Here is a 20,135-nt window from a genome sequence, read left to right as displayed (position 1 = left end):
CACGCCTGGCAACCGGGAGCGGGTACCGGATCGATCACGAAACCGGCAGCGGGTTGCCGCCCGGTCTTCTCCTGCCGGGCGCTGCCCCGGTCAGATCATGTAGTGGAGACTGGCGACGATCCGCTCGCCCAGTGCCGTGTCACCCTCGATCTGCACGGTGGCCTCATCGGCGGTGGTGCGACCGCCGATGAGGCGGGCGTAGTCGGCCAGGTCCACGCGCAAGGTCACGTCCGCCGGGCCGTCGAGCTCGGGGACCACGGCCGCCCGATCCTCCACCGCGATGTGCACGGCGCGCGGCGCGATGCCGGTGAAGTCGACGGTCACCGCGGACCCGGCCGGAACCTTGGCCTTCTTGCCGATGATGAACGGCAGCGAGGCGACCATCTCCTTGCGCGTGCACGTCGCCGGCAGCGGGTCGTCGGGGGCGCCGAGGCCGAGGGAGTCGCGGATGTCGACCTCGTGCACCCAGCAGTCGAAGACCCGGATCCGCATGAATCGACCGTAGGAGTCCGTGCCGGCGGGGGTGAAGCCCGCGGCGTCCCACTGCTGTTCGGTCATGCCGTCGAGTGCGGTGAGCCGCTGCGCGGTCACGTCGCGGAAATCGGCCATCAGATCGTCGCGCGTGCGCTCGCGGTAGTAGTCGAGCCAGCGTTCGTTGAGCTCGCCGATCGGATTGTGCACGTGGGGGAGAGCGGCCACGTCGCGGGTGGCGGCCATCTCGCGGCCGGTGAGCGACCATTCGGTGCCGGTGATGTGGGCGATGATGTCGGCCACCGACCAGCCGGGCAGGACCGACGGCGCCGCCCACTCGTCGTCGTCGAATCCGGAGACCAGGGCGTCCAGGGTGGCCCACTCGTCGCGCAGGGCGTGGACGACGGGTTCGCGGGGAACGAAAGTGACCATCGGGGGCCTCCTGAAGAAACTCGGGACTCAACGCTAACTCTCGGGGAGGCCGAACGGAGGGATTCTCGCGCGGCGCGCCCGACGGCGCCGCGGCACCGCGGAGGTGCCGGTTTGGGTGCGGGTCGTGGCGGGCGGTATCTTCACCACAGTCAGTGGTGTGCACCACGACGGCACGCGCGTATAGCTCAGCGGTAGAGCACTGGTTTTACACACCAGCGGTCGTAGGTTCGATCCCTACTGCGCGCACAGTCTGACCAGGGAAAAACGCTGCGCTCGACGCTCGCGCTATGGTGTCATCACCGTGCGGGGAGCATGGGTGAGTCAAGGGAGTAGCGGGTTGTCCAGGCAGCGCGTGTGGAGTCGACTGATCAACGTCGTCATCGGCCTTCTGATCGGCCTCGTCGTCTTCGTCATCATCTGGTTCGACGTGACCTCGGCGATCTGGCAGGAAGTGGTGATCCTCTCGGGGCTCGCCGCCGGTTTCGTGACCTTCTTGCTCACGGTCCTCGTGCTCGACAAGGTGCTGGCACGATCCACCGCTCGGCGCTGGGCGCCGGTCAACCGGTTGGCGTTCACGGAATTCCTGCACGCCCTCGCCGACGACCGGCACAGCGAACTCTCTCGGGGGCTGATCGTGCCGCGGACTCTGCGGTTGCCGGAGTTCGACGACGATCACGACGCCTACGTGGCCGGGCTGGAGGACCTGCGCCAGGTGCTGTTGGCCGAACGGTCCCGCCTGGCCGACCTGCTGGGACGGTGGTCGGGCTTCCTGGTGTCGAGCGGGGCCAACGAGACCGTCCTGCTGCACATCGCCGACATCGCGTTGTCGCTCGACGTGATTCGGGATGCCTCGCTGGAGGCGGAGGCGGCGCACACGCTCGATTCCCATCGGGACCTGCAGCGCGTGGTGGACGAGGCCAACCTGCGGCTGACGGTGTTGGCCACCGAGATCCAGACCCGCCTGGCCGAGCCCGAGTACGCCGTCGAACTCGAGCGCCTGCCGGCATCGAGCACGGCGCGGGCCTGAATCGACGCAGCCCGAGTGGGCGCCGCACTCTCGGCGTCGTCGCATCGGTCGTCAGCAGCAGGTCGCGAGGACTCGGCGAAGAGCTTCCAGGTTCGACGGTTCGGCGCGATAGAGGACGTTCACGCCGCGCCGGGTGGAGGCGACCAAGCCCGCGGCGCGCAGTTGGCCGAGGTGATGCGAGGCCGTCCCGCCGGAAACGCCGACCGCGCGCGCCAGGTCGGTGGCCGCCATCTCGCCGTCGTCGACCCCCATCAGCAAGGCCATCAACTGGAGTCGCACCGGGTCGGCGAGGGCCTTCAGGCGTAACGCGAGTTCCACCGCGTCATCGGGATCCATCGGCCCGGATGCCAATGGGGCGCAACAGATGGGCGCGCTGATGTCGACGACGGGAAGCGGCTTGGGCATGGTTGCATCCTACCGATTACTTTGACATATATCGAAGTCGTGGAGTACTACTGACCACGTACGCCTCGTCACTCATCAATTGGTTGGAGGTTCCCCATGTCTCGCGTCCAGCTCGCCCTCAACGTCGACGACCTGCCGGCGGCGATCGAGTTCTACACCAAGCTCTTCGGCACGCCTCCGGCGAAGGTCAAACCCGGCTACGCGAACTTCGCGATCGCCGACCCCGCGTTGAAACTCGTGCTGCTGGAGAACCCCGGGCAGGGTGGCAGCATCAACCACCTCGGCGTCGAGGTCGAATCGAGCGAGGTGGTCCACGGTGAGATCGCCCGACTAAGCGGTGAGGGCCTGTTCACCGAGGAGCAGATCAACACGACCTGCTGCTTCGCGACCCAGGACAAGGTCTGGGTGGGCGCTCCCGATGGTGAACGCTGGGAGGTCTACACCGTGCTCGCCGACGCGGAGAGCTTCGGCGAGGCCCCCGCGCTCCTCGACCTGACCAGCGTCGGCGAGGCGGGCTCCGGCACGTCGTGCTGCGCGCCCCAGTGACCGCACCCGCCGACCAGGACGTGGTCCGTCGGCTCTCCACGCTCGACCGCTTCCTGCCGCTGTGGATCGGGGCGGCGATGGTGCTGGGTCTGGTGTTGGGCCGGGTGGTCCCCGGACTGGACACCGCCATCGAATCGGTCCAGGTCGACGGCGTCTCGCTGCCGATCGCGCTCGGTCTGCTGATCATGATGTACCCGGTCCTGGCCAAGGTCCGCTACGACCGGTTCGAGGCAGTGACCGGCGACCGCAAGCTGCTCATCGGATCGCTCGTGCTGAACTGGGTGCTGGGGCCCGCGTTGATGTTCGCGCTCGCCTGGCTCATGCTGCCCGATCTGCCCGAGTATCGCACCGGCCTGATCATCGTGGGTCTGGCGCGCTGCATCGCGATGGTCATCATCTGGAACGACCTCGCCTGCGGCGACCGAGAAGCCGCCGCCGTCCTCGTGGCGATCAACTCGGTGTTCCAGGTGGTCATGTTCGCGGTCCTCGGATGGTTCTACCTGTCCGTGCTGCCCGGCTGGCTGGGCCTGGAACAGACCACGATCGACACTTCGCCCTGGCAGATCGCCAAGTCTGTGCTGATCTTCCTCGGCATTCCGCTGGTCGCCGGGTACCTGTCCCGGCGACTCGGCGAGCGCGCCAAGGGCCGCGATTGGTACGAGCAGTCGTTCCTGCCGAGGATCGGGCCGTGGGCGCTGTACGGACTGCTGTTCACGATCGTGATCCTCTTCGCGCTCCAGGGCGATCAGATCACCTCCAAGCCGTGGGATGTCGCCCGCATCGCGCTGCCGCTCCTGGCGTACTTCGCCATCATGTGGGGCGGTGGATTCGCTCTCGGCGTCGCCATGCGACTCGGCTACGCGCGGACCACCACCCTCGCCTTCACCGCCGCCGGCAACAATTTCGAACTCGCCATCGCAGTGGCCATCGGGACCTACGGCGCCGCCTCGGGCCAGGCGCTGGCCGGGGTGGTGGGCCCGCTCATCGAGGTGCCGATCCTCGTCGCCCTCGTCTACGTGTCCCTTGCCCTGCGCGGGCGGTTCTCGAAAACCGACTCCCCGGACCCGTCCGTGGCGGAAGGCGAACGACGATGACCCGGCCGACTCCGCACCGTCCGTGCGTCTTGTTCGTCTGCGTCAAGAACGGCGGTAAGTCGCAGATGGCGGCTGCCCTTGCGGCCCAGGTCGCCGGCGGCGCGATCGAGGTCCATTCCGCGGGCACCCGACCGGGCGCTACCGTCAACGCACTGTCGGCCGAAGCCTTGCGCGAGATCGGCCTCGACATCACCACCGAGGTCCCGAAGGAGGTCGATCCGGACCTTCTCAGCCGTGTGGACCTCGTGGTCACCTTGGGTCGCGAAGCGGTCGTCGAGGAACCCGGCCTCCGCGTCGTCAACTGGGACACCGACGAACCGTCCGAGCGTGGCATCGACGGGATCGAGCGGATGCGCCTCGTTCGCGACGATATCGCCGATCGCGTGCGGACCCTCGTCGACGAGTGGGCCGACGAGGACCGCCGCGGCTGACGGGCTTGCTGTGCTGGGGCCACCAACTGCGTCGGTCTCGCGGCGATGTCGGTTCGGGCACGCGATGATAGAGGGCATGGCGCACTCGGATCGATCGTTCAACACCCGCCTGACGACGTGGGCCGGTGCGGTCGCGATGGCGGTGACCGGTGTGGTGACCGGGGTGGGCGCAGCCTCGGCCGCGCCACCGTATCCGGTGGTCACCGACGCGGGTGTCGCCTCGGTGACCGGCGACCTGCAGCCCGCACAGCTGTCGCCGCCGGGGTCCAATGTGCCCGGCTGCCGCAGCGACCGGATGCCGGTGGTGCTGCTGCACGGCACGGCGCAGAACCAGATGTCGGCCTGGCAGTACCTGGCGCCGACCCTCGCCAACCGCGGCTACTGCGTCTACAGCCTCACCTACGGGCAGACCAGTTGGAGCGCGCAGATCGGCGGCCTGGCTCAGCGGGAGACGTCGGCGAAGCAGGTCGGCGCCTTCGTCGACGGCGTCCTGCGGCGCACCGGTGCCCGCCAGGTGGACCTGATCGGCTTCTCCCAGGGCAACGCGGTAGCCCAGTTGATGACGCAGTTGCCGGGACGTGCCGCGCAGGTCCGCCACCTGATCGGCCTGGGGCCGTCGAACAAGGGCATCTCGAAGCTGGGGTCGATCACCGATCGATTGCCGGCCCGCGCACCCGGTGAGAACGATTGGGGCCCAACCCATCCGGCGATCGAGTACACGATGATCATGACCCGCCACGACGAGGTCTCCGCCCCGTACTCCAATGGGTTCCTGCCCGCCGCGGCGAACGTGCGCAACGTGGTGGTGCAGGATCACTGCCCGCGCGACACCGTCGGCCACGTCGGACTGCCCTACGACAGCTGGGTCGGCGGTCAGGTGCGTAACACGCTCGCCGGCACCCGGGCACCGGTGCGGTGCACGGTGGGCTACCCGCTCTGAACCTCGGCGTCCCGCAACACCTCGGCGGCCCGCGTGAAATCACCGACGGCGGCGCCGGTCATCAGGCGGGACGGCTCCGGGTCGCTGCGCAGGATCCGCTCCAGCGCGGCCGAATCCGGGAGCGGGCCGTCGCCGGCGACGACGACGATGTTGCCGCTGCGCCGCCCCTTGAACATCGACGGGTCCGAGATCAGTTCGACGTTGCCGAAGACCTCGCCGATGGTGGCGATCTCGCGGCGCACCGACCGCAGGTCCCGGCGATCTCCGCAGTTGGCGAGATACAGCCCGCCGGGTGCGAGGACTCGAGCCACCGCGCGGGTGAACTCGACCGTCATCAGGTGGGCGGGGGTGATCGCTTCGGCGAAGGCATCGCGGATCACGAGGTCGCGGGTGTGCTCGGTCAGCGACTCGACCACCTCGCGCGCATCGCCGACGCGAATCCGCAGGCGCGGCGCGCGCGGAAGATCGAACCATTCGCGCACCAACCGGGCCAGTTCGGCGTCGATCTCGACGGCCACGTGCCGTGACTTCGGGTAGCGGTGCGCCAGGGCGGCGGGTAGCGCGCAGGCGGCGGCGCCGAGGTGCAGTACCCGCAGCGGCGTCTGCGGATCGGGGTGCGCGTCGGCGATGGCGGCGGCCATCTGGCGCATGTACTCGAACTCGAGGGTGGTCGGATCGAAGGGGTCGATATGACTGCTCTGCGCGCCGTTGACGGTCAGCAGCCAGCCGCCCACGCCGTCGGGGGTCAACTGGGCGGTGCCGGTGGAGATGTCGAAGCTGCCGGCTTCGGGTTTGGGTGCTTTGGCCATCGTCGACGATGGTAGCCGCGGCCGGGACCGTGCGGCCTTCCGGAGGGCCGCGCGATCCTGTGTCCGGCCGATGCATGCGTGTGCAACCGAAATAGTGGATATGGGGTGTGTCACAACTACCCCGTGAAAGCGAGTTCTGTGATGAAGCGGACCTTCTCGTTGGCCGGCGCCGCCGGCATGGCCCTCACCGTCGCCCTGGCGATGCCCGTCGGAGCCGCCCAGGCCGAACCGTTCGTCCCCGGTCCGGTGGCACCGGGTCAGCCGGAGGGGGCGGTGACCCATTCGGCCAAGAACCTCGGGAACTGCAAGGCGGAGTTCTCGATCGTGAACAAGACCAACGTGACGACCTACACGATCGACTGGCGGATCGACGACGAAGCCGGGCGGCCGATGGCGGGCGTGCCGGTCGAGGTCTGGCGTACCGGCGGTATGCACTCGAAGGCGGAGCTGCCGAGTTGGCCGGACGGCGGAGCGGGGACCAATACCGCCGAGAGTCGGACGATGGTCTCCAACCGGGCTCCGGTGACCGCTACCTATGTCCAGGACCTCAAGAAGCCGACCGGTACATGGACCCCGCCACTGCCCAACCCGGGGGCGAGCACGCACGAGGTCTCCTACCGGATCGTGCTCGGTCCGCCCGGAAACAACGGTCAGACCCCGAGTGGGTCGCCCGAATGGCTGGGTGACCGCGGATGGCGCCACATCACCGTGACCGGGTGCAACGGCCCCTCCGGTAGCTCCGGCTCGCTGGACTGGGGCTCGCTGGACTTCGGTCTCTTCGGTCGGCCCTGATCAGCGACCGTAGCGGCGGGCGAGCTTCGCCTTGACGTCCTCGTCCGCAGTCTTGACTCGGACGTCCTCGTCCGCAGTGCTGACTCGGACGTCCTCGTCCGGAGCGGGCTCGTCCGCCGCGGGGGTCGCAGCGTGGTCGGGTCCTCGGGCGGCGGCCGAGGTGAGCTCCGGTCCGCTGGCCTGCCGCAGCTCGTCGCGGATGCGGCGTCGTTCGGTCTTACGCGTGGATTCCGTCGGCTCGCCGGCGGGGGCCTGCGTGCCGTCGTCGTTCCGACGCAGTGCACGACGGTGCTTGACCTCGGCCCAGACGAAGTAGGCCACGCCCAAGGGGGCCATGATGCCGAACGCCAGCCACTGCAGGCCGTAACCGAGGTAGGGGCCGGACTCCAGCTGCGGCAACTCGATCGCACCGAGACCGCCGGGCTGATCAGGGACCAGCTGGACGTAGAACGGGTCGAGCGCGAGCCCCGACGCGGCGCTGAGGGCGGCCGTGTCGGTGGTGTACGCGGTGAGGACCTTGTCGCCGGTGCCACCGGGGGTCAACGACTCCATGCGCGGCTCCTTGCCGACACTGGTGCCCTCGGAATCGTGGAGTCGGGCGTGAATGGTCACCTGCTCGGGCGGAGCGCCGGGCAGGATCACCGCGCCGTCGACCTCGGGGCGAACCCAGCCGCGATCCACCAGGACCACCCGATCGGTGCCCGCGATCTGGAACGGGGTCATCACTTCGGCGGCCGGCCGCTGAGCCACCGACCGCAGCCGCATCACGATCTGCTGATCGGTGAGGTAGTGACCGGTCATGGTCACCTCGCGCCACTGATCGGCGTCGTCGAGGGTGCCGCCGACCGGAACGAGCTCCTCGAGGGGGACGGCGGCGGTCTCGGTGGCGCTGCGGATCAGGTTGTTGCGGCGCTCGGTGTCGGTGTTCTTGTCGAGCTGCCACGGCGCCAGGATCAGGAAGCAGAGTGCGACGAAGATGCCGACCAGGACGGTCGACAGGATCCACCCCGGGCGCAGGAAAGTTCGCAGCAGTTGCACAGTGCCCAGGGTACCGAGCAGGTGCCGATCAGCCCCGTGCGGTCAGCTCGGCACGGGCCCAGGTCACAATTCCGGGCGCCGCGGCCTCGATCTGCCGACGCACCCCGGCGAAGTCCTCGGGGCCGCCGTAGAACGGATCCGGAACGTCGTCGCCGTCGGCGTTCGGGTCGAAGCTGCGCAGCAGGCGGACGCGTTCGCCGAGCCGTTTACGTGCGAGTTCCCGGACGTGCCCGGAGTCCATGGCGATCAGCAGGTCCGCCGCCAGGTGCCGCGAGTCGAGTTGCGCCGCGATGTGCGTGTCGCTGTAGCCGTGTGCGAGCAGTTCGGTGCGGGCGCGATTGTCCGCGGGCTCCCCGACGTGCCAGCCTCCGGTTCCGGCGCTGCTGACCGTGACCCGGTCGGAGAGACCGGCGTCGTCGATCGCCGAGGCGACGATCGATTCGGCCATCGGCGACCGGCAGATGTTGCCGGTGCACACGAAACAGATGTGCAGCTCTTCGGGGTTGTCAGACACCCAGTACCTCGCGCAGTTGCGGGACCGTCTGCACGGTCCACGTGGCTTCGTCGACCTCCCCCGGTCGACCGTATCCCCAGCCGACAGCGATGGTGTCGAGGCCGAACGAGGCGGCGCCGACGACATCGTGTGAGCGGTCGCCGATCATGACGATCGGGGCGGTGTTCGGGTCCAAGTCTAGTGCGTTCAGCGCCCGAGCGATGACCTGTGCCTTACTTCGGCGTGTGCTGTCGTCGCTGGCGCCCGCGATCACGGTGAAATATTCGGTCAATCCGAAGTGCTCCAGGATCCGGCGCGCCATCGCCTCGTTCTTGCTCGTGGCGATGGCCAGGGTGCGCCCGTCGGCGGCCAGATCGGCGAGGAGTTCGGCCATGCCGGGATACACGGCGTTCTCCTTCCAGCCGAGCACGTCGTAGCGCTCGCGGTAGGCCCGGACGGCCCGCTCGGCGTCGTCGGGCGGGAAACCGTAGGCGCGCATCGAGTCCAGCAGCGGCGGTCCGACGATCCCGGCCAGGAAGTCGTCCGACGGCGCGGCGCCGCCCATCGTCTCGATCGCATGGCGGAACGACGCGGTGATCCCGAGGTAACTGTCGGTCACGGTGCCGTCGAGGTCGACGAGCAGCACCGTGCTCGGGTGGGCCGGGTCGGGGCGGGTGGGGGAGGTCTCAGCGGTCACTCGTCCATGATGCCCGTACGCTCGGCACAACCGGCCGCCGCGGCAGCCGGAGCGGGGCAGGATGGATCCATGCGCGATGGTTGGGAGAGTGTCGATGAGTAGAGATCTGGCCGAGGTGGTCGACGCCCTGGATCGTGCCTATCCGCCGCGCTTGGCCGAATCGTGGGATGCCGTCGGCCTCGTGTGCGGCGACCCCACCGATCCGGTGGCGTCGGTGCTGGTCTGCGTCGACGTGACCGATGCGGTGGTCGACCAGGCGCTCGCCGACGGCGTGGACCTGATCGTGGCGCACCACCCGCTGCTGTTGCGCGGGGTGGAGACGGTGGCCGCGAACACCGCCAAGGGGCGGCTGCTGCACCGGCTGATCAAGGGCGGCTGCGCCCTGTACTCGGCTCACACCAACGCCGACAAGGTTCGGGGCGGCGTCTCGGATGCCTTGGCCGACGCGCTCGGGCTGCATCGCTGCGTGCCGCTGGCGCCGGAACCGACTGTGCCGCTGGACAAGTGGGTGGTGATGGTGCCGGAGGGCAACGCCGAGCAGGTCGCCGAGGCGATGTTCCGAGCCGGTGCCGGGGCGCTCGGCGACTACCGCGACTGCATGTGGTCGGTGGTGGGTACGGGACAGTTCCTCCCCATGGATCGAGCGCGGCCCGCGATCGGCGCGATCGGCGCGTTGACGCGAGTCGACGAGGACCGACTGGAGATGGCGGCGCCGAAGTCGGCGCGAGCGGCGGTGCTCGCCGCACTCCGGGACGCCCACCCGTACGAGGAACCGGCGTTCGACGTTTTCGCGCAGGTCGCGCTGGACAGCGACATCGGCCTGGGCCGCGTCGGTCGGCTCGCCGCGCCGATGTCGTTGCGCGAGTTCGTCACGCACGCCGCCGCCGTGCTGCCGCAGGCGGCGTGGCCGATCCGGGCGGCCGGCGACCCGGACGCGACGGTGCAGACGGTCGCGGTGTGCGGCGGCGCCGGCGATTCGTTGATCGGTGCGGCTACCGCCGCGGGCGTCGACGTCTACCTCACCGGGGACCTCCGGCATCATGTGGTGGACGAAGCCCTGCGCGCCGGGAGTCCGGCGCTGGTCGACGCCGGTCACTGGGCCACCGAGTTCCCCTGGTGTGCCAGCGCCGCCGAACTGCTTACCGAGTTCGGTTGTCCGGCAACGGTTTTCCAGCCGTCGACCGATCCCTTCAACGTTGTGCCCTCCTGATCAGCACGCCCTAACGAGAGACCGAAATCATGAAAGCCGCGCCCGCGCAGCAGCGCCGACTGCTCGACCTCGCCGATCTCGACGCCGAGCTCGCCCGCTCCCGCCATCAGTTGACGCAACTGCCCGAGGCAGCACGCGTCGCGGAGGTGACCGAACAGCTCGCGGTGGCCGAGGAGGACGTCGCCCGGGCCGAGGCCGCGGTAGCCGAGCTGCAGCGCACCTACGATGCCACCGACGAAGAGCTGACCGGCATCACTGAGCACGCCAAACGCGATCAGACGCAGCTGGATTCGGGTCTGCTCAGCCACAAGGCGCTCGCCGAACTGCAGCACGAGCTGAGCGGCTTGGAGCTCCGCCGCGACGTGCTCGAGTCGGACCTGCTGGAGATCATGGAGCGCCAGGAGGCGCTGGGCATGGAGTTCGAGCGAGCGCAGGGCACGGTGCTGCACCACCGGGAGCTGCTCGCCGAAGCGGTCACGGCGCGCGACCACGCGACCGCGACCACCGAGAACATCGTCACCGAGTTCCTGAGCCGTCGGGCCGCCATCGCCGACGAGGTGGCCGACGACCTGCTGGCCGTCTACGACCGGCTGCGTGAACAAGGACGGGTCGGCGCGGGTCTGCTGCGCCAGCGCCGGTGCGGCGCCTGCCGGATGGAACTGGATCCGCGCACGTTGTCGGCCGTCGCGGCGGCCGCCGAGGACGAAGTGGTGCGGTGTGAGGAGTGCACCGCGATCATGGTGCGCACCGAGCAGTCGGGCCTGCCGACGCCGGGGTCCGGGCAGTGACGGCACCCGACTGGCAGGGGCAGGTGGATCGGCCCACCCGGATCACGCTGCTGCGGCACGGTCAGACGCCGCTGTCGGTGGATCGCCGGTACTCCGGTCACGGGGATCCGGCACTGACCGAACTCGGTCGGTCGCAGGCGGCCGCAGCCGCGCAGCGGCTGGGCGCCCGCGACCAGATCGACGTCATCGTGTCCTCGCCGCTGGCCCGGGCGCGCGCCACCGCGCAGGCCGTCGCCGACGTCGTCGGGCTACCGGTACAGGTGCACGACGGCCTGATCGAAACCGATTTCGGCGCCTGGGAGGGCCTGACCTTCCGTGAAGCGGCGGCCCGCGACCCGGAGCTGCATCGGCGGTGGCTGGGCGACCTGGAGGCGGCACCGCCCGGTGGGGAGAGCTTCGCGGCGGTGGGCGCGCGCCTGGCCGCGACCAAACGCGAGCTCCTCGCGCAGTACCCGGGCGCCCGGATCCTCGCGGTGAGCCACGTGACGCCGATCAAGACGATGCTGCGCGATGCGCTCGGCGTCGGACCGGAACTCCTGTTCCGCCTGCACCTGGACCTGGCGTCGCTGTCGATCGCCGAGTACTACCCGGACGGCGGCGCCGTGGTGAAGCTCGTGAACGACACCGGTCACCTCTCCTGACCCGTCGCATGGTCTCGGCGGACGCGCAGCGGCTATCGTAGGGAACGCGAACGAGTCGGTCGGGCGGCCGCGGCATCGGAACCGTGCGGATCTCCGCGCAGGCCGGGCGTCGAGGAAAGTCCGGACTCCACAGAGCAGGGTGGTTGCTAACGGCAACCCGGGGTGACTCGCGGGACAGTGCCACAGAGAACAGACCGCCCGCTGCGTGCAGCGGGTAAGGGTGAAACGGTGCGGTAAGAGCGCACCAGCGCCGCGGGTGACCGCGGCGGCTAGGTAAACCCCACCCGGAGCAAGGCCGAAGTCCGCACCGCCTGCGGTGCGGATGCGCGAGTGATCGAGGACGGCTCGTCCGAGCTCGCGGGTTGGCTGCTCGAGGTACCCGGCGACGGTGTGCCCAGATGGATGGTCGCCGCCGACCTTCGGGTCGGTACAGGATCCGGCTTACAGACCGACTCGTTCGCGCACTTCTCTCGCTCCGCCGAGCGGAGGGGACAGGGCGACGGAGGGGACAGGGAGACATGGTCGAACGCAGATTTCACGCCCCCGGCATCGACTTCGGGAAGTTGCGCGCCGAACTGGGCCTGGTCGTCGACTTCCCGGCCGACGTCGAAGCCGCGGCCGCGGCGGCCGTCGATCGCCACGCCGACGGACGCACCGACCACCGCGATCTGGAACTGGTGACCGTCGACCCGCCCGGCTCGATGGACCTGGACCAAGCCGTGCGCGTGGTGGCCGACGGCGACGGCTTCCTGGTGCACTACGCGATCGCCGACGTCGCCGCCCTGGTGGAACCCGGGGGAGTGCTCGACGCGGAGAGCCGCCGACGCGGCGAGACCATCTACTTCCCGGACGGCAACGTGCCGCTGCACCCGCGGGTGCTGTCCGAGGGCGCCGGTTCGCTGCTCCCCGACGTCGACCGGCCCGCCGTCCTGTGGACGGTGCGGGTCGCCGCCGACGGCGACGTGGTCGACGTGACGTGCGAGCGCGCGACGGTGCGCTCGCGGGCCCGGCTCGACTACGCCGGGGTGACCGCCGACGCGGCCGCCGGAACCCTGCACCCGGCGCTGGCGGCACTGCCCGCGTTCGCGTCGGCGCGCGAAGCCTGGTCGCTGGCGCGCGGCGCGGTGATGCTGGACCTGCCGGACCAGGAGGTGCGGGAGAACCACGATCCGCGGCACGCGCGGGCATGGACCCTGCAGCTGGCCCCGCGCACCCCCGCCGACGGCTGGAATGCGCAGGTGTCGCTGCTGGTGGGCCTGTGCGCGGGCACCATCATGCGCGCGGCGGGCGTCGGCTTCTTCCGGACGCTGCCGGCCGCCGAGCGCGAGGCGGTGGACGAACTGCGGAGCGTGGCCGCCTCGCTCGGCGCCCACTGGCCGCGCGGCGATACCCCGGGACAGTTCCTGGCGTCGTTGGCGCCGGACGAGCCGTCGACCCTCGCGCTGATGAGCGCGGGCGCCCGCCTGATGCGCGGAGCCGGGTACCGAGCCATCGGCACCGGCCTCGCCGACGTCGGGGCCGCCGATGCGGTGACCGACGCCGAACTGGTGCACGCCGGTGTCGGCGGGCTGTACGCGCACGTCACGGCGCCGCTGCGTCGGCTCGGTGACCGGTTCGCCACGGAGATCTGCCTGTCGGTGACCGCCGGGCGGCCGGTGCCGGACTGGGTGGTCGCTGCGCTGCCCGGGCTCGGCAAGGTGATGAGCGGCGCCGATGCGGTGGCGAGTACCGCCGCCCGCAACAGCGTGAACCTGGCCGAAGCGGTGGTACTGGCCGACCAGATCGGTGCGCGGTTCGACGCGACGGTCATGCGGGACGCGGCCGGTCGTCGTCCGGCGGAGATCTTCATCGCAGTCCCCGCCGTCATCGCACCGTGCACTCCGGCGCCCGCCGCCGGGCAGCGCTGCGTGGTCACGGTGACCGAGGCCGATCCCGAAACAGCCACCGTCGCCTTCGCCGCCGACTGATCTGCGGTCGAAGCGGGCTATCGGCCGGCGTAGACGGCGACGGGAAGCCCGTCGAGCACGTGTACGTCGACGGTGGTCTCGAAGATGTCCGACAGCAGGTCGCTGCGCATGATCTCCTCGGGGCCGCCGGTGGCGACAATGGTGCCGTGCTTGAGCGCGATGATCCGGTCGGCGTAGGCCGCCGCGAAGTTGAGGTCGTGGATCACCACCACGATGGTGCGGCCGAGCAGGTCGGCCGCGCGCCGCAGTTGGCCCATCATCGACACCTGGTGTCGGATGTCGAGGTTGTTGAGCGGCTCGTCGAGCAGGATCACCGGGGTGTCCTGCGCCAGCGTCATCGCGACGAACGCGCGTTGGCGTTGGCCCCCGGAGAGTTCGTCCAGGAAGCGCTCGGCGAGGTCGTCGAGTTCGAGGAACGCGATGGCCTCGGCGACCAGACGCTCGTCGTCGGCATCGAGTCGTCCCCGCGAGTGCGGGAAGCGGCCGAACGAGACCAGGTCGCGCACGGTGAGGCGCGCGTTGACGCCGTTCTCCTGGCGCAGCACCGCCAGCTTCTTCGCGGCCTCGCGCGGCTTCATTGAGTCGATGGCGACACCGTCGAGGGTGGCGGTGCCGCTGGTCGCGTTCAGCAGGCGGCCGATGATGGTCAGCAGCGTCGACTTGCCGGCGCCGTTGGGGCCGACCAGGGCGGTGAGGCCGCCGTCGCCGAAATCGCCGGACACCGGTCCCAGGACGACGTTCTCCGCGTACTTCTTGGTGAGTTCGTGGAACTCGATCACAGCGATCCCTTTCGCAGGAGCAGCACACCGAGGAAGACGACGCCGCCGCAGAACTCGATGACGACGGTCAGCATGACGTTGGTGCCGAAGACGTCGGTGTTGATCAGCAGTTGGCCCGCGGCCAGGGTGAAGATGCCGATGAGGATGGACATCGGCAGGAGCGCACGGTGCCGCCAGTCGCCGGCCACCTGGTAGGCGAGGGTGGCGATGATGAAGCCGAAGAAGGTGAGCGGCCCGACCAGTGCGGTGCTGACCGCCATGAGCACGGCGATCATCACCAGGGTCAGCGTCAGCTCGCGGCGGTGATCCAGCCCGAGACCGATGGCGGGCTCGCGACCCAGCAGCAGGACGTCGTAGATCCGCCGCCGACGCCACACCACCACGGCGACCACCGCGACCAGTCCGCCGGCGACCGGCAGCAGGGACGCGTTCACGTCGGAGATCCGGCCGTACATGTTGAGAAACAGCGCATCGAAGTCGGTCGGCGACAGCAGGCGCTGCAGGAACTCGGCGATCGACCGGAAGGCCAGGCCCAGGACGACGCCGGTCAGCAGAAGCAGGAACAGGCTCCCGAAGCGGCGGCCGGCGAACAGCCAACCGTACAGCGCCAGGGCGAACACCGCCATCGCGGCGGTCTGCATCAGGAACTGCGGCACGGTGTCGGAGTTGGCGATGAAACTCGCTCCGACCACGCTGACCGCGACGGTCTGAATCAGCACGTACAGCGAGTCGAAGCCGATGATGGCCGGTGTCAGGATCCGGTTGTGCGTCACGGTCTGAAACAGGACGGTGGCCATGCCCTGGCAGACCGCGGCGATCACGATCGCGATCGCGGTGTTGACCCGGCGGGTGAACGAGAGCCCGAACACCGACTCCACTTCCAGGCCGTCGATGCCGTTGCGCAGCAACAGGAACGCGGCGAGCGCGGCGGCGGCCAGCAGCCCGGCGATCACCAGACGCGCCGTCGGCGAGACGCGGGTGGACCGGCCGCCGGTGATCGACGGTGCGGCGGTGGCCAGATCAGAGGGCGACACGGGACCTCCCGGAGAGCAGGATCGCGAGGAAGGTGACCGTCCCGAGCACGCCCATGGTCACCGAGACGGGAATCTCCATGGGGCGCACCACGAGTCGGCTGATCAGGTCGCAGCCGACGATCATCACGATCGACAGCACCGCGATCCACGGGAGGTTGCGCCGCAGATCGTCGCCGCGGAGTGCGCTGATCAGGTTGGGCACCACCAGGCCGAGGAACGGGATGAAGCCGACGACGACGGAGGTCACGCCGGTCGCCAGCGCCACCATGGTGACGCCCAGGGTCACCACGAGGCCGTAGCGCAGGCCGAGGCTGACGGCCACGTCGCGACCGAGGCCGGCGATGGTGAAGTAGTTGGCGAGGACGAAGCAGGCGATCGCGATGATGACCACGGCCCACAGCGGCTCGTAGAAGCCGCGCACCACGCTGTTGAAGCCGCCCGACCGCCACGCGGTGAGCGACTGGAGCAACTGGTTCTTATTGGCGATGAAGGTGGCGAAGGCGCCGACCACGGCGCCCATCATGATGCCGACCAGCGGCACGACGGCCGATCGGCGCGCGCGGATCCCGGAGATGATGCCGAGGAAGACGAAAGTGCCGATCAGCGCGGTGGTGGTGGCCACCACCATTTTCACCAGCGGCGACGACTCGGGGATGAGCAGCCAGGACAGCAGTACGCCCAGCCCGGCCCATTCCGCGGTACCCGCCGTGGTGGGCTCGACGAACCGGTTCTGCGTGAGGCGCATCATGATCACGCCGGAGAAGCTCATGGCGATGCCGGCGAAGATCAGCGCGAGCGTGCGGGGCACCCGCGAGATGAAGAACATCTCCCACATGTCCGCGTCGCCGGACAGGAGCCCGGACGCGGTGATGTGATACTCGCCGATCATCAGCGATCCGGCCACCAGCGCGACGGCGGCGACCACCATGGTCGGCATCGCCCAACCGCGCCCCGCCGCCCGGGAGGCCGGGGGACGGGGCGCGGTGGTGGTCGCCTGCGCGGTCACCGCGCTACTTTGCGGCGCCGAGGGCGTCGGCGATCTGCTGGTAACTCTGGCCGTACGACTGAATGCCTTCGCGGACGTAGAACTCCGGATCCAGGTAGATCACGTGGTTCTCGCGCATGAAGTCGGTCTTGGCGAACGCCTCCTGGGCGGCGAAGACGCTGGCCGCGGGCGTGGTCTTCTCGCCGTCGGACGCGGTGGCCGCGTCGCGGTCCATCACGATGACCCACTGCGGGTTGGCCTGCGCGATCGCCTCGGGGGTGAGTCCGGAGTTCTGGTGGTGATCGCCGGCCTGGCCGCCGAAGACGTCCTTGAGGTCCAACGGGGCGACCAGCGGCTGCATGCGCTTGGCACCGTTGTCGATCTTGCCGCCGCTGACGATCGACAGGAAGACGGTCTGCCCGGTGCTGACGGCCTTCGCGGCGTCGAGCTGCCCGTTGAAGGTGCTGACGATCTCGCCCGCCTGCTGCTGCTTGCCGAAGATCTCGCCCAGCGTGGTGGTCTGGCGGATCATCGCCGCCACCCGGCCGCCCTCCGCGTCGTCGGACGCGGCGATGTCGATGGTGGCGCCGCCGGTCTGATCGGTGATCGCGGTCAGATCCGCGGTGTACTTGGCGAAGCGGTACCCGGCGATGATGAGGTCGGGGTCGACGTCCTCGATGACCTCCATCTTCGGCTCGTTGTGCGTGCCGACGTCGGCGATGTCCGGGTTGTCGATCCAGTCGCCGAATTTCGACGGCGCGAGCAGCCCCTTGGGCACCGCCACCGGCGTGACGCCCATGGCCTTGACCGTCTCGGCGGCCGTGTTGTCCAGCAGCACAACGCGCTTCGGGTCCTTCGGCACCTGCACGGTACCGTTGGTGGCCTCCACGCTGATGGTGGCGCCGGACGCCGTGGACTCGGTGGACGAGCAGGCGGTGAACACCAGGCTCACCGCTGCGAGGGCGGCCAGGACCGGAGCGGTCCGGGCAAGACGACGGGACATGGGGGAGCCTGCTTTCGCCAAGGGGAGGATTCTTCCGAAAGTGAATACTTAGCGGAGGCTACCCTATGTAGTCGGCGACGCCGAACTCGTGTGAACTACACCTCAGTTCTCGTCGAGATAGGCCTGGACGGCGGCGCGCCCGCGCGTCTCTTCCCGTGCATCCAGGCGCCCCAGCACGAAGATCGCGCGCGCCGACAGGCCCGGTTCCGCGGAGACCCGAGTGAGCTGCTCGCGGTTGACCACCGTGTCCTGGAAATGGCCGAGGTGGGTCTGAATGCGGGCCGCTTGCTTGGCGGTCTTGGTCGCGGTCTTCAGGTCCAGCGGCTTGGCGGCGTCGGCGGTGTAGCGAACGGCCTTGGCGCGCTTGCGGATCCGGTGCACCTGCTCCACCCATTCGGCGGACCACGGTTCCAGCGCGGTCAGCCACTTCTCCGCCTTCCGCAGGCGCTTGCGCGCGTGCTCGATGCCAGCGACGGCCACCTTCGCGGCGGCGCGGTCGGCGTCCGGGCCCGGCACGGGGTCGGTGATCACGCGGTCGAGGGTGTTCAGCAGGGACAGGTAGCGCGGCGTGGACAGCGCGTAGCGCAGGGTGCGCAGAGCGCGCTCCTGGCTGGCGATCTCGTCGTCGATCAGGGCCGTCCGCAGGTCGGCCGGGACGTCGCTCTCCTGCGCCAGCAGTTCTCGGTTGATCTCCAGTTGCACTTCGCGGTCGCGTGCCTCACCGAGGACCTCGCCGAGTTCGCGCAGTTCGTCGCTGAGACCGGCGATGCTGGCCGGATCCAGGATCTGCGGGAACGACGTCAGGATGGAGCGGAGCTTGCGGGCGGTGACGCGCATCTGGTGCACGGCGTCGAAGGCGTTCTCCCGCACGAGTGGATCCCAGGCGACCAACGAATCCCGATGTGTGGCAAGCGAATGCACCATCAGGTCGAGTGCGGTGGGCTTCTTACGCAGTCGTGTCGGCTTGTGCGTGTGCGGCTCGGAGCCGATCGCGCGGGCGAGCTTGGAGACGCTGGCGGCCTTGCGGGCGCCGGCGGCGCGCAGGAGCTTGCGGGCAGCGGGGAGCAGTTCCGCGTCGCCGTCGACGAGTTCGAACTCCCACTCGGCCCACTCCTGTGTGCGCTGGCTCTGATGGGCGTGGGCCAGCACCCGATCCTCGGCGAACTCCGCCAGCACGGAGCCGTCCGCGCCGTGGACCAGCGTCACGGTGCGCTCGGTGATGATCTCGGCGACCGGGATCAGCGGCTGGTCGCGGACGATCGCCAGGATGGCGTCTCGAATGGGCGCGGGGACGCCGCCGTCGGCCGGCGCATCGGTGAAGTCGATCGCGAGTTCGTGGCGGGCGTCGGAGTGCGTGGTCGGTCGCTTCAGGTGCCAGCCCGCGTCGGTGCCACCGGTGCGGCGCCGCAGCGTGATCCGCCGCGCGGCCAGGTCGTGACCGGCGGTGTCGAGGTAGGTGGCGTTCAGTTCGTACACCGTCGGCGCGCCGGCGCCGCCCGGTGCGAGTCCGCTCAGATCCGGCGCGGGTTGGCCGGCGTCGACGTCGAACTTGAGCTCTACTTCCAGCGATTCACGTGCACTCAACGGTTGTCTCCTGTGGCGAAGCGGTCGGTGGCCGACACCAGGGCGTCGGCGATGCCGGTTTCCAACGAAGCGTGGCCCGCATCGTCGACGATGACCAGGTCTGCCTCCGGCCAGGCTCGGTGCAGATCCCAGGCGCTGCGCATCGGGCACACGACGTCGTAGCGTCCCTGCACGATGACGGCCGGAATGTGGTGCAGCACAGCGATGTTCGTCAACAGCTGGCCCTCGTCGAGGAAGCCGTGGTGCACGAAGTAGTGGTTCTCAATGGTCGCGAAGGCCAGGTCGAAGCGGTCGGACGAGTCCGCATCCGGTTGCGGCAGAAGGTGACTGGTCCGGTTCTCCCAGCCGGTCCAGGCACTCGCGGCGCGCTGCGCGGCCGCCGGGTCGGGCCCGGTGAGGATCCGGTGGTAGGCGGCGACCAGGTCGCCGTCGCGCTCGGCCTCCGGAATCGGCGCCAGGTAGGTCTCCCAGACGTCCGGGAAGATGTGCGCGGCGCCCCCGTTGTAATACCAGTCGATCTCGCTGCGCCGGAGCAGGAAGATGCCGCGCAGCACCAGTTCGGTGACGCGCTCGGGATGCGTTTGGGCATAAGCCAATCCGAGTGTCGACCCCCACGAGCCGCCGAAGATCTGCCACCGCTCCACGCCCAGGTGGGCGCGCAACCGCTCCATGTCGTCGATCAGTGCGCCGGTGTGGTTCACGCTCAGGTCGGCGCCGTCGGCGATGTGCGGGCGGGACCGGCCGCAGCCGCGCTGGTCGAAGAGGATGATCCGGTAGCGCTCCGGGTCGAAGAAGCGCCGCTGCGCGGGGGAGGTGCCGCCGCCGGGGCCGCCGTGGACGAAGAGCACCGGCTTGCCCTCGGGGTTGCCGGAAGTCTCCCAGTAGACCTCTTGTCCGTCGCCGACGTCCAGATGCCCCGATGCGTACGGTTCGATCGGGGGATAGAGCGCTGCCATGGCGACCACACTA

Annotated in this window: 22 protein-coding genes, 1 tRNA gene and 1 other RNA gene; 12 read left to right on the top strand and 12 right to left on the bottom strand. The window is 69.5% G+C overall.

The window, feature by feature from the left end; translation table 11 throughout:
- Nucleotides 1-90: 90 nt before the first annotated feature.
- Nucleotides 91-903 (bottom strand): maleylpyruvate isomerase family mycothiol-dependent enzyme, encoded by an 813-nt coding sequence (locus tag ABD989_RS13785; protein ID WP_345313920.1) that lies wholly within the window; start codon nucleotides 901-903, stop codon nucleotides 91-93.
- Nucleotides 904-1,077: 174 nt separating this feature from the next.
- On the opposite strand from ABD989_RS13785, the gene ABD989_RS13780 reads away from it, so the two are divergent.
- Nucleotides 1,078-1,149: transfer RNA gene (locus ABD989_RS13780), tRNA-Val, on the top strand.
- 91 nt (nucleotides 1,150-1,240) lie between these two features.
- Nucleotides 1,241-1,930 (top strand): hypothetical protein, encoded by a 690-nt coding sequence (locus ABD989_RS13775; RefSeq protein ID WP_345313919.1) that lies wholly within the window; start codon nucleotides 1,241-1,243, stop codon nucleotides 1,928-1,930.
- Between the two features lie 51 nt (nucleotides 1,931-1,981).
- On the opposite strand, the gene ABD989_RS13770 is transcribed toward ABD989_RS13775, so the two are convergent.
- The gene (locus ABD989_RS13770; protein ID WP_345313918.1) at nucleotides 1,982-2,335 is read right to left on the bottom strand and encodes an Rv2640c family ArsR-like transcriptional regulator; all 354 of its coding nucleotides are present in this window, start codon (nucleotides 2,333-2,335) and stop codon (nucleotides 1,982-1,984) included.
- 96 nt (nucleotides 2,336-2,431) lie between these two features.
- On the opposite strand from ABD989_RS13770, the gene ABD989_RS13765 reads away from it, so the two are divergent.
- From ABD989_RS13765 to ABD989_RS13750, 4 genes are all read left to right on the top strand, one after another.
- Complete coding sequence (locus ABD989_RS13765) at nucleotides 2,432-2,881, top strand: ArsI/CadI family heavy metal resistance metalloenzyme (RefSeq protein ID WP_345313917.1); 450 nt, start codon at nucleotides 2,432-2,434, stop codon at nucleotides 2,879-2,881.
- Nucleotides 2,878-3,975, top strand: a complete 1,098-nt coding sequence (gene arsB, locus ABD989_RS13760) for an ACR3 family arsenite efflux transporter (protein ID WP_345313916.1) — start codon at nucleotides 2,878-2,880, stop codon at nucleotides 3,973-3,975. Before ABD989_RS13765 ends, arsB begins: the two co-directional genes overlap by 4 nt.
- A complete protein-coding gene (locus ABD989_RS13755; protein WP_345313915.1) occupies nucleotides 3,972-4,406 on the top strand; it encodes an arsenate-mycothiol transferase ArsC in 435 nt (144 codons plus the stop codon). The genes arsB and ABD989_RS13755 overlap by 4 nt, the downstream gene beginning before the upstream one ends.
- 76 nt (nucleotides 4,407-4,482) lie before the next feature.
- Nucleotides 4,483-5,346, top strand: a complete 864-nt coding sequence (locus ABD989_RS13750) for an esterase/lipase family protein (RefSeq protein WP_345313914.1) — start codon at nucleotides 4,483-4,485, stop codon at nucleotides 5,344-5,346.
- Here ABD989_RS13750 and ABD989_RS13745 read toward each other — a convergent pair.
- Nucleotides 5,334-6,155 carry a spermidine synthase gene (locus ABD989_RS13745; protein WP_345313913.1) on the bottom strand — a complete coding sequence of 274 codons (822 nt, stop codon included), beginning with the start codon at nucleotides 6,153-6,155 and terminating at the stop codon, nucleotides 5,334-5,336. The two genes, ABD989_RS13750 and ABD989_RS13745, sit on opposite strands and share 13 nt — an antisense overlap.
- A 123-nt stretch (nucleotides 6,156-6,278) precedes the next feature.
- Between ABD989_RS13745 and ABD989_RS13740 the strand changes: the two genes are divergently transcribed.
- Entirely contained in the window at nucleotides 6,279-6,947 is a 669-nt protein-coding gene (locus tag ABD989_RS13740; protein WP_345313912.1) for a hypothetical protein, read from the top strand.
- Here ABD989_RS13740 and ABD989_RS13735 read toward each other — a convergent pair whose 3' ends face one another.
- From ABD989_RS13735 to ABD989_RS13725, 3 genes are read right to left on the bottom strand one after another with little or no spacing between them, the layout of a single operon-like run.
- Nucleotides 6,948-7,985, bottom strand: a complete 1,038-nt coding sequence (locus tag ABD989_RS13735) for an SURF1 family cytochrome oxidase biogenesis protein (protein WP_345313911.1) — start codon at nucleotides 7,983-7,985, stop codon at nucleotides 6,948-6,950. It abuts the gene before it with no gap.
- A gap of 28 nt (nucleotides 7,986-8,013) precedes the next feature.
- Complete coding sequence (locus tag ABD989_RS13730; RefSeq protein WP_308221389.1) at nucleotides 8,014-8,499, bottom strand: low molecular weight protein-tyrosine-phosphatase; 486 nt, start codon at nucleotides 8,497-8,499, stop codon at nucleotides 8,014-8,016.
- Nucleotides 8,492-9,175, bottom strand: coding sequence for an HAD-IA family hydrolase (locus tag ABD989_RS13725; RefSeq protein WP_345313910.1), 684 nt, complete (start codon nucleotides 9,173-9,175; stop codon nucleotides 8,492-8,494). The genes ABD989_RS13730 and ABD989_RS13725 overlap by 8 nt, the downstream gene beginning before the upstream one ends.
- A gap of 94 nt (nucleotides 9,176-9,269) precedes the next feature.
- On the opposite strand from ABD989_RS13725, the gene ABD989_RS13720 reads away from it, so the two are divergent.
- The 5 genes from ABD989_RS13720 (at nucleotide 9,270) to ABD989_RS13700 (ending at nucleotide 13,781) form a co-directional block, all read left to right on the top strand.
- A complete protein-coding gene (locus ABD989_RS13720) occupies nucleotides 9,270-10,385 on the top strand; it encodes a Nif3-like dinuclear metal center hexameric protein (RefSeq protein ID WP_345313909.1) in 1,116 nt (371 codons plus the stop codon).
- A gap of 29 nt (nucleotides 10,386-10,414) precedes the next feature.
- A complete protein-coding gene (locus ABD989_RS13715) occupies nucleotides 10,415-11,173 on the top strand; it encodes a zinc ribbon domain-containing protein (RefSeq protein ID WP_345313908.1) in 759 nt (252 codons plus the stop codon).
- Entirely contained in the window at nucleotides 11,170-11,814 is a 645-nt protein-coding gene (locus tag ABD989_RS13710; RefSeq protein WP_345313907.1) for a histidine phosphatase family protein, read from the top strand. The genes ABD989_RS13715 and ABD989_RS13710 overlap by 4 nt, the downstream gene beginning before the upstream one ends.
- Nucleotides 11,815-11,865: 51 nt before the next feature.
- An RNA gene (gene rnpB, locus ABD989_RS13705) (RNase P RNA component class A) lies at nucleotides 11,866-12,274 on the top strand.
- A gap of 58 nt (nucleotides 12,275-12,332) precedes the next feature.
- Nucleotides 12,333-13,781, top strand: coding sequence for an RNB domain-containing ribonuclease (locus ABD989_RS13700; RefSeq protein ID WP_345313906.1), 1,449 nt, complete (start codon nucleotides 12,333-12,335; stop codon nucleotides 13,779-13,781).
- 17 nt (nucleotides 13,782-13,798) lie between these two features.
- Here the strand turns inward: ABD989_RS13700 and ABD989_RS13695 are convergent, their stop codons facing one another.
- The 6 genes from ABD989_RS13695 to pip form a co-directional block, all read right to left on the bottom strand.
- Nucleotides 13,799-14,560 (bottom strand): iron ABC transporter ATP-binding protein, encoded by a 762-nt coding sequence (locus tag ABD989_RS13695; RefSeq protein WP_345313905.1) that lies wholly within the window; start codon nucleotides 14,558-14,560, stop codon nucleotides 13,799-13,801.
- Nucleotides 14,557-15,594, bottom strand: coding sequence for an iron chelate uptake ABC transporter family permease subunit (locus ABD989_RS13690; RefSeq protein ID WP_345313904.1), 1,038 nt, complete (start codon nucleotides 15,592-15,594; stop codon nucleotides 14,557-14,559). The genes ABD989_RS13695 and ABD989_RS13690 overlap by 4 nt, the downstream gene beginning before the upstream one ends.
- Nucleotides 15,581-16,600: an ABC transporter permease gene (locus tag ABD989_RS13685; protein ID WP_246996679.1), complete on the bottom strand. Its 1,020-nt coding sequence runs from the start codon at nucleotides 16,598-16,600 to the stop codon at nucleotides 15,581-15,583. The genes ABD989_RS13690 and ABD989_RS13685 overlap by 14 nt, the downstream gene beginning before the upstream one ends.
- Nucleotides 16,601-16,604: 4 nt before the next feature.
- Nucleotides 16,605-17,582 (bottom strand): ABC transporter substrate-binding protein, encoded by a 978-nt coding sequence (locus tag ABD989_RS13680; protein WP_246996678.1) that lies wholly within the window; start codon nucleotides 17,580-17,582, stop codon nucleotides 16,605-16,607.
- A gap of 102 nt (nucleotides 17,583-17,684) precedes the next feature.
- Nucleotides 17,685-19,166, bottom strand: a complete 1,482-nt coding sequence (locus ABD989_RS13675) for a CYTH and CHAD domain-containing protein (RefSeq protein ID WP_345313903.1) — start codon at nucleotides 19,164-19,166, stop codon at nucleotides 17,685-17,687.
- Nucleotides 19,163-20,122, bottom strand: coding sequence for a prolyl aminopeptidase (pip, locus tag ABD989_RS13670; RefSeq protein ID WP_246996674.1), 960 nt, complete (start codon nucleotides 20,120-20,122; stop codon nucleotides 19,163-19,165). The genes ABD989_RS13675 and pip overlap by 4 nt, the downstream gene beginning before the upstream one ends.
- Between the last annotated feature and the right edge of the window lie 13 nt (nucleotides 20,123-20,135).

The organism is Gordonia alkaliphila (assembly GCF_039542465.1).
Lineage (GTDB): Bacteria > Actinomycetota > Actinomycetes > Mycobacteriales > Mycobacteriaceae > Gordonia > Gordonia alkaliphila.
The sequence above is the reverse complement of the archived record's forward strand: the minus strand, read 5'-3'. Positions and strand labels throughout refer to the sequence as shown.

Coding starts and splice junctions, on each gene's coding strand:
- ABD989_RS13785 (WP_345313920.1), bottom strand. CDS start 903: ATGGTCACTTTCGTTCCCCGCGAACCCGTCGTCCACGCCCTGCGCGAC.
- ABD989_RS13770 (WP_345313918.1), bottom strand. CDS start 2,335: ATGCCCAAGCCGCTTCCCGTCGTCGACATCAGCGCGCCCATCTGTTGC.
- ABD989_RS13765 (WP_345313917.1), top strand. CDS start 2,432: ATGTCTCGCGTCCAGCTCGCCCTCAACGTCGACGACCTGCCGGCGGCG.
- ABD989_RS13755 (WP_345313915.1), top strand. CDS start 3,972: ATGACCCGGCCGACTCCGCACCGTCCGTGCGTCTTGTTCGTCTGCGTC.
- ABD989_RS13750 (WP_345313914.1), top strand. CDS start 4,483: ATGGCGCACTCGGATCGATCGTTCAACACCCGCCTGACGACGTGGGCC.
- ABD989_RS13745 (WP_345313913.1), bottom strand. CDS start 6,155: ATGGCCAAAGCACCCAAACCCGAAGCCGGCAGCTTCGACATCTCCACC.
- ABD989_RS13720 (WP_345313909.1), top strand. CDS start 9,270: ATGAGTAGAGATCTGGCCGAGGTGGTCGACGCCCTGGATCGTGCCTAT.
- ABD989_RS13715 (WP_345313908.1), top strand. CDS start 10,415: ATGAAAGCCGCGCCCGCGCAGCAGCGCCGACTGCTCGACCTCGCCGAT.
- ABD989_RS13700 (WP_345313906.1), top strand. CDS start 12,333: ATGGTCGAACGCAGATTTCACGCCCCCGGCATCGACTTCGGGAAGTTG.
- ABD989_RS13680 (WP_246996678.1), bottom strand. CDS start 17,582: ATGTCCCGTCGTCTTGCCCGGACCGCTCCGGTCCTGGCCGCCCTCGCA.
- pip (WP_246996674.1), bottom strand. CDS start 20,122: ATGGCAGCGCTCTATCCCCCGATCGAACCGTACGCATCGGGGCATCTG.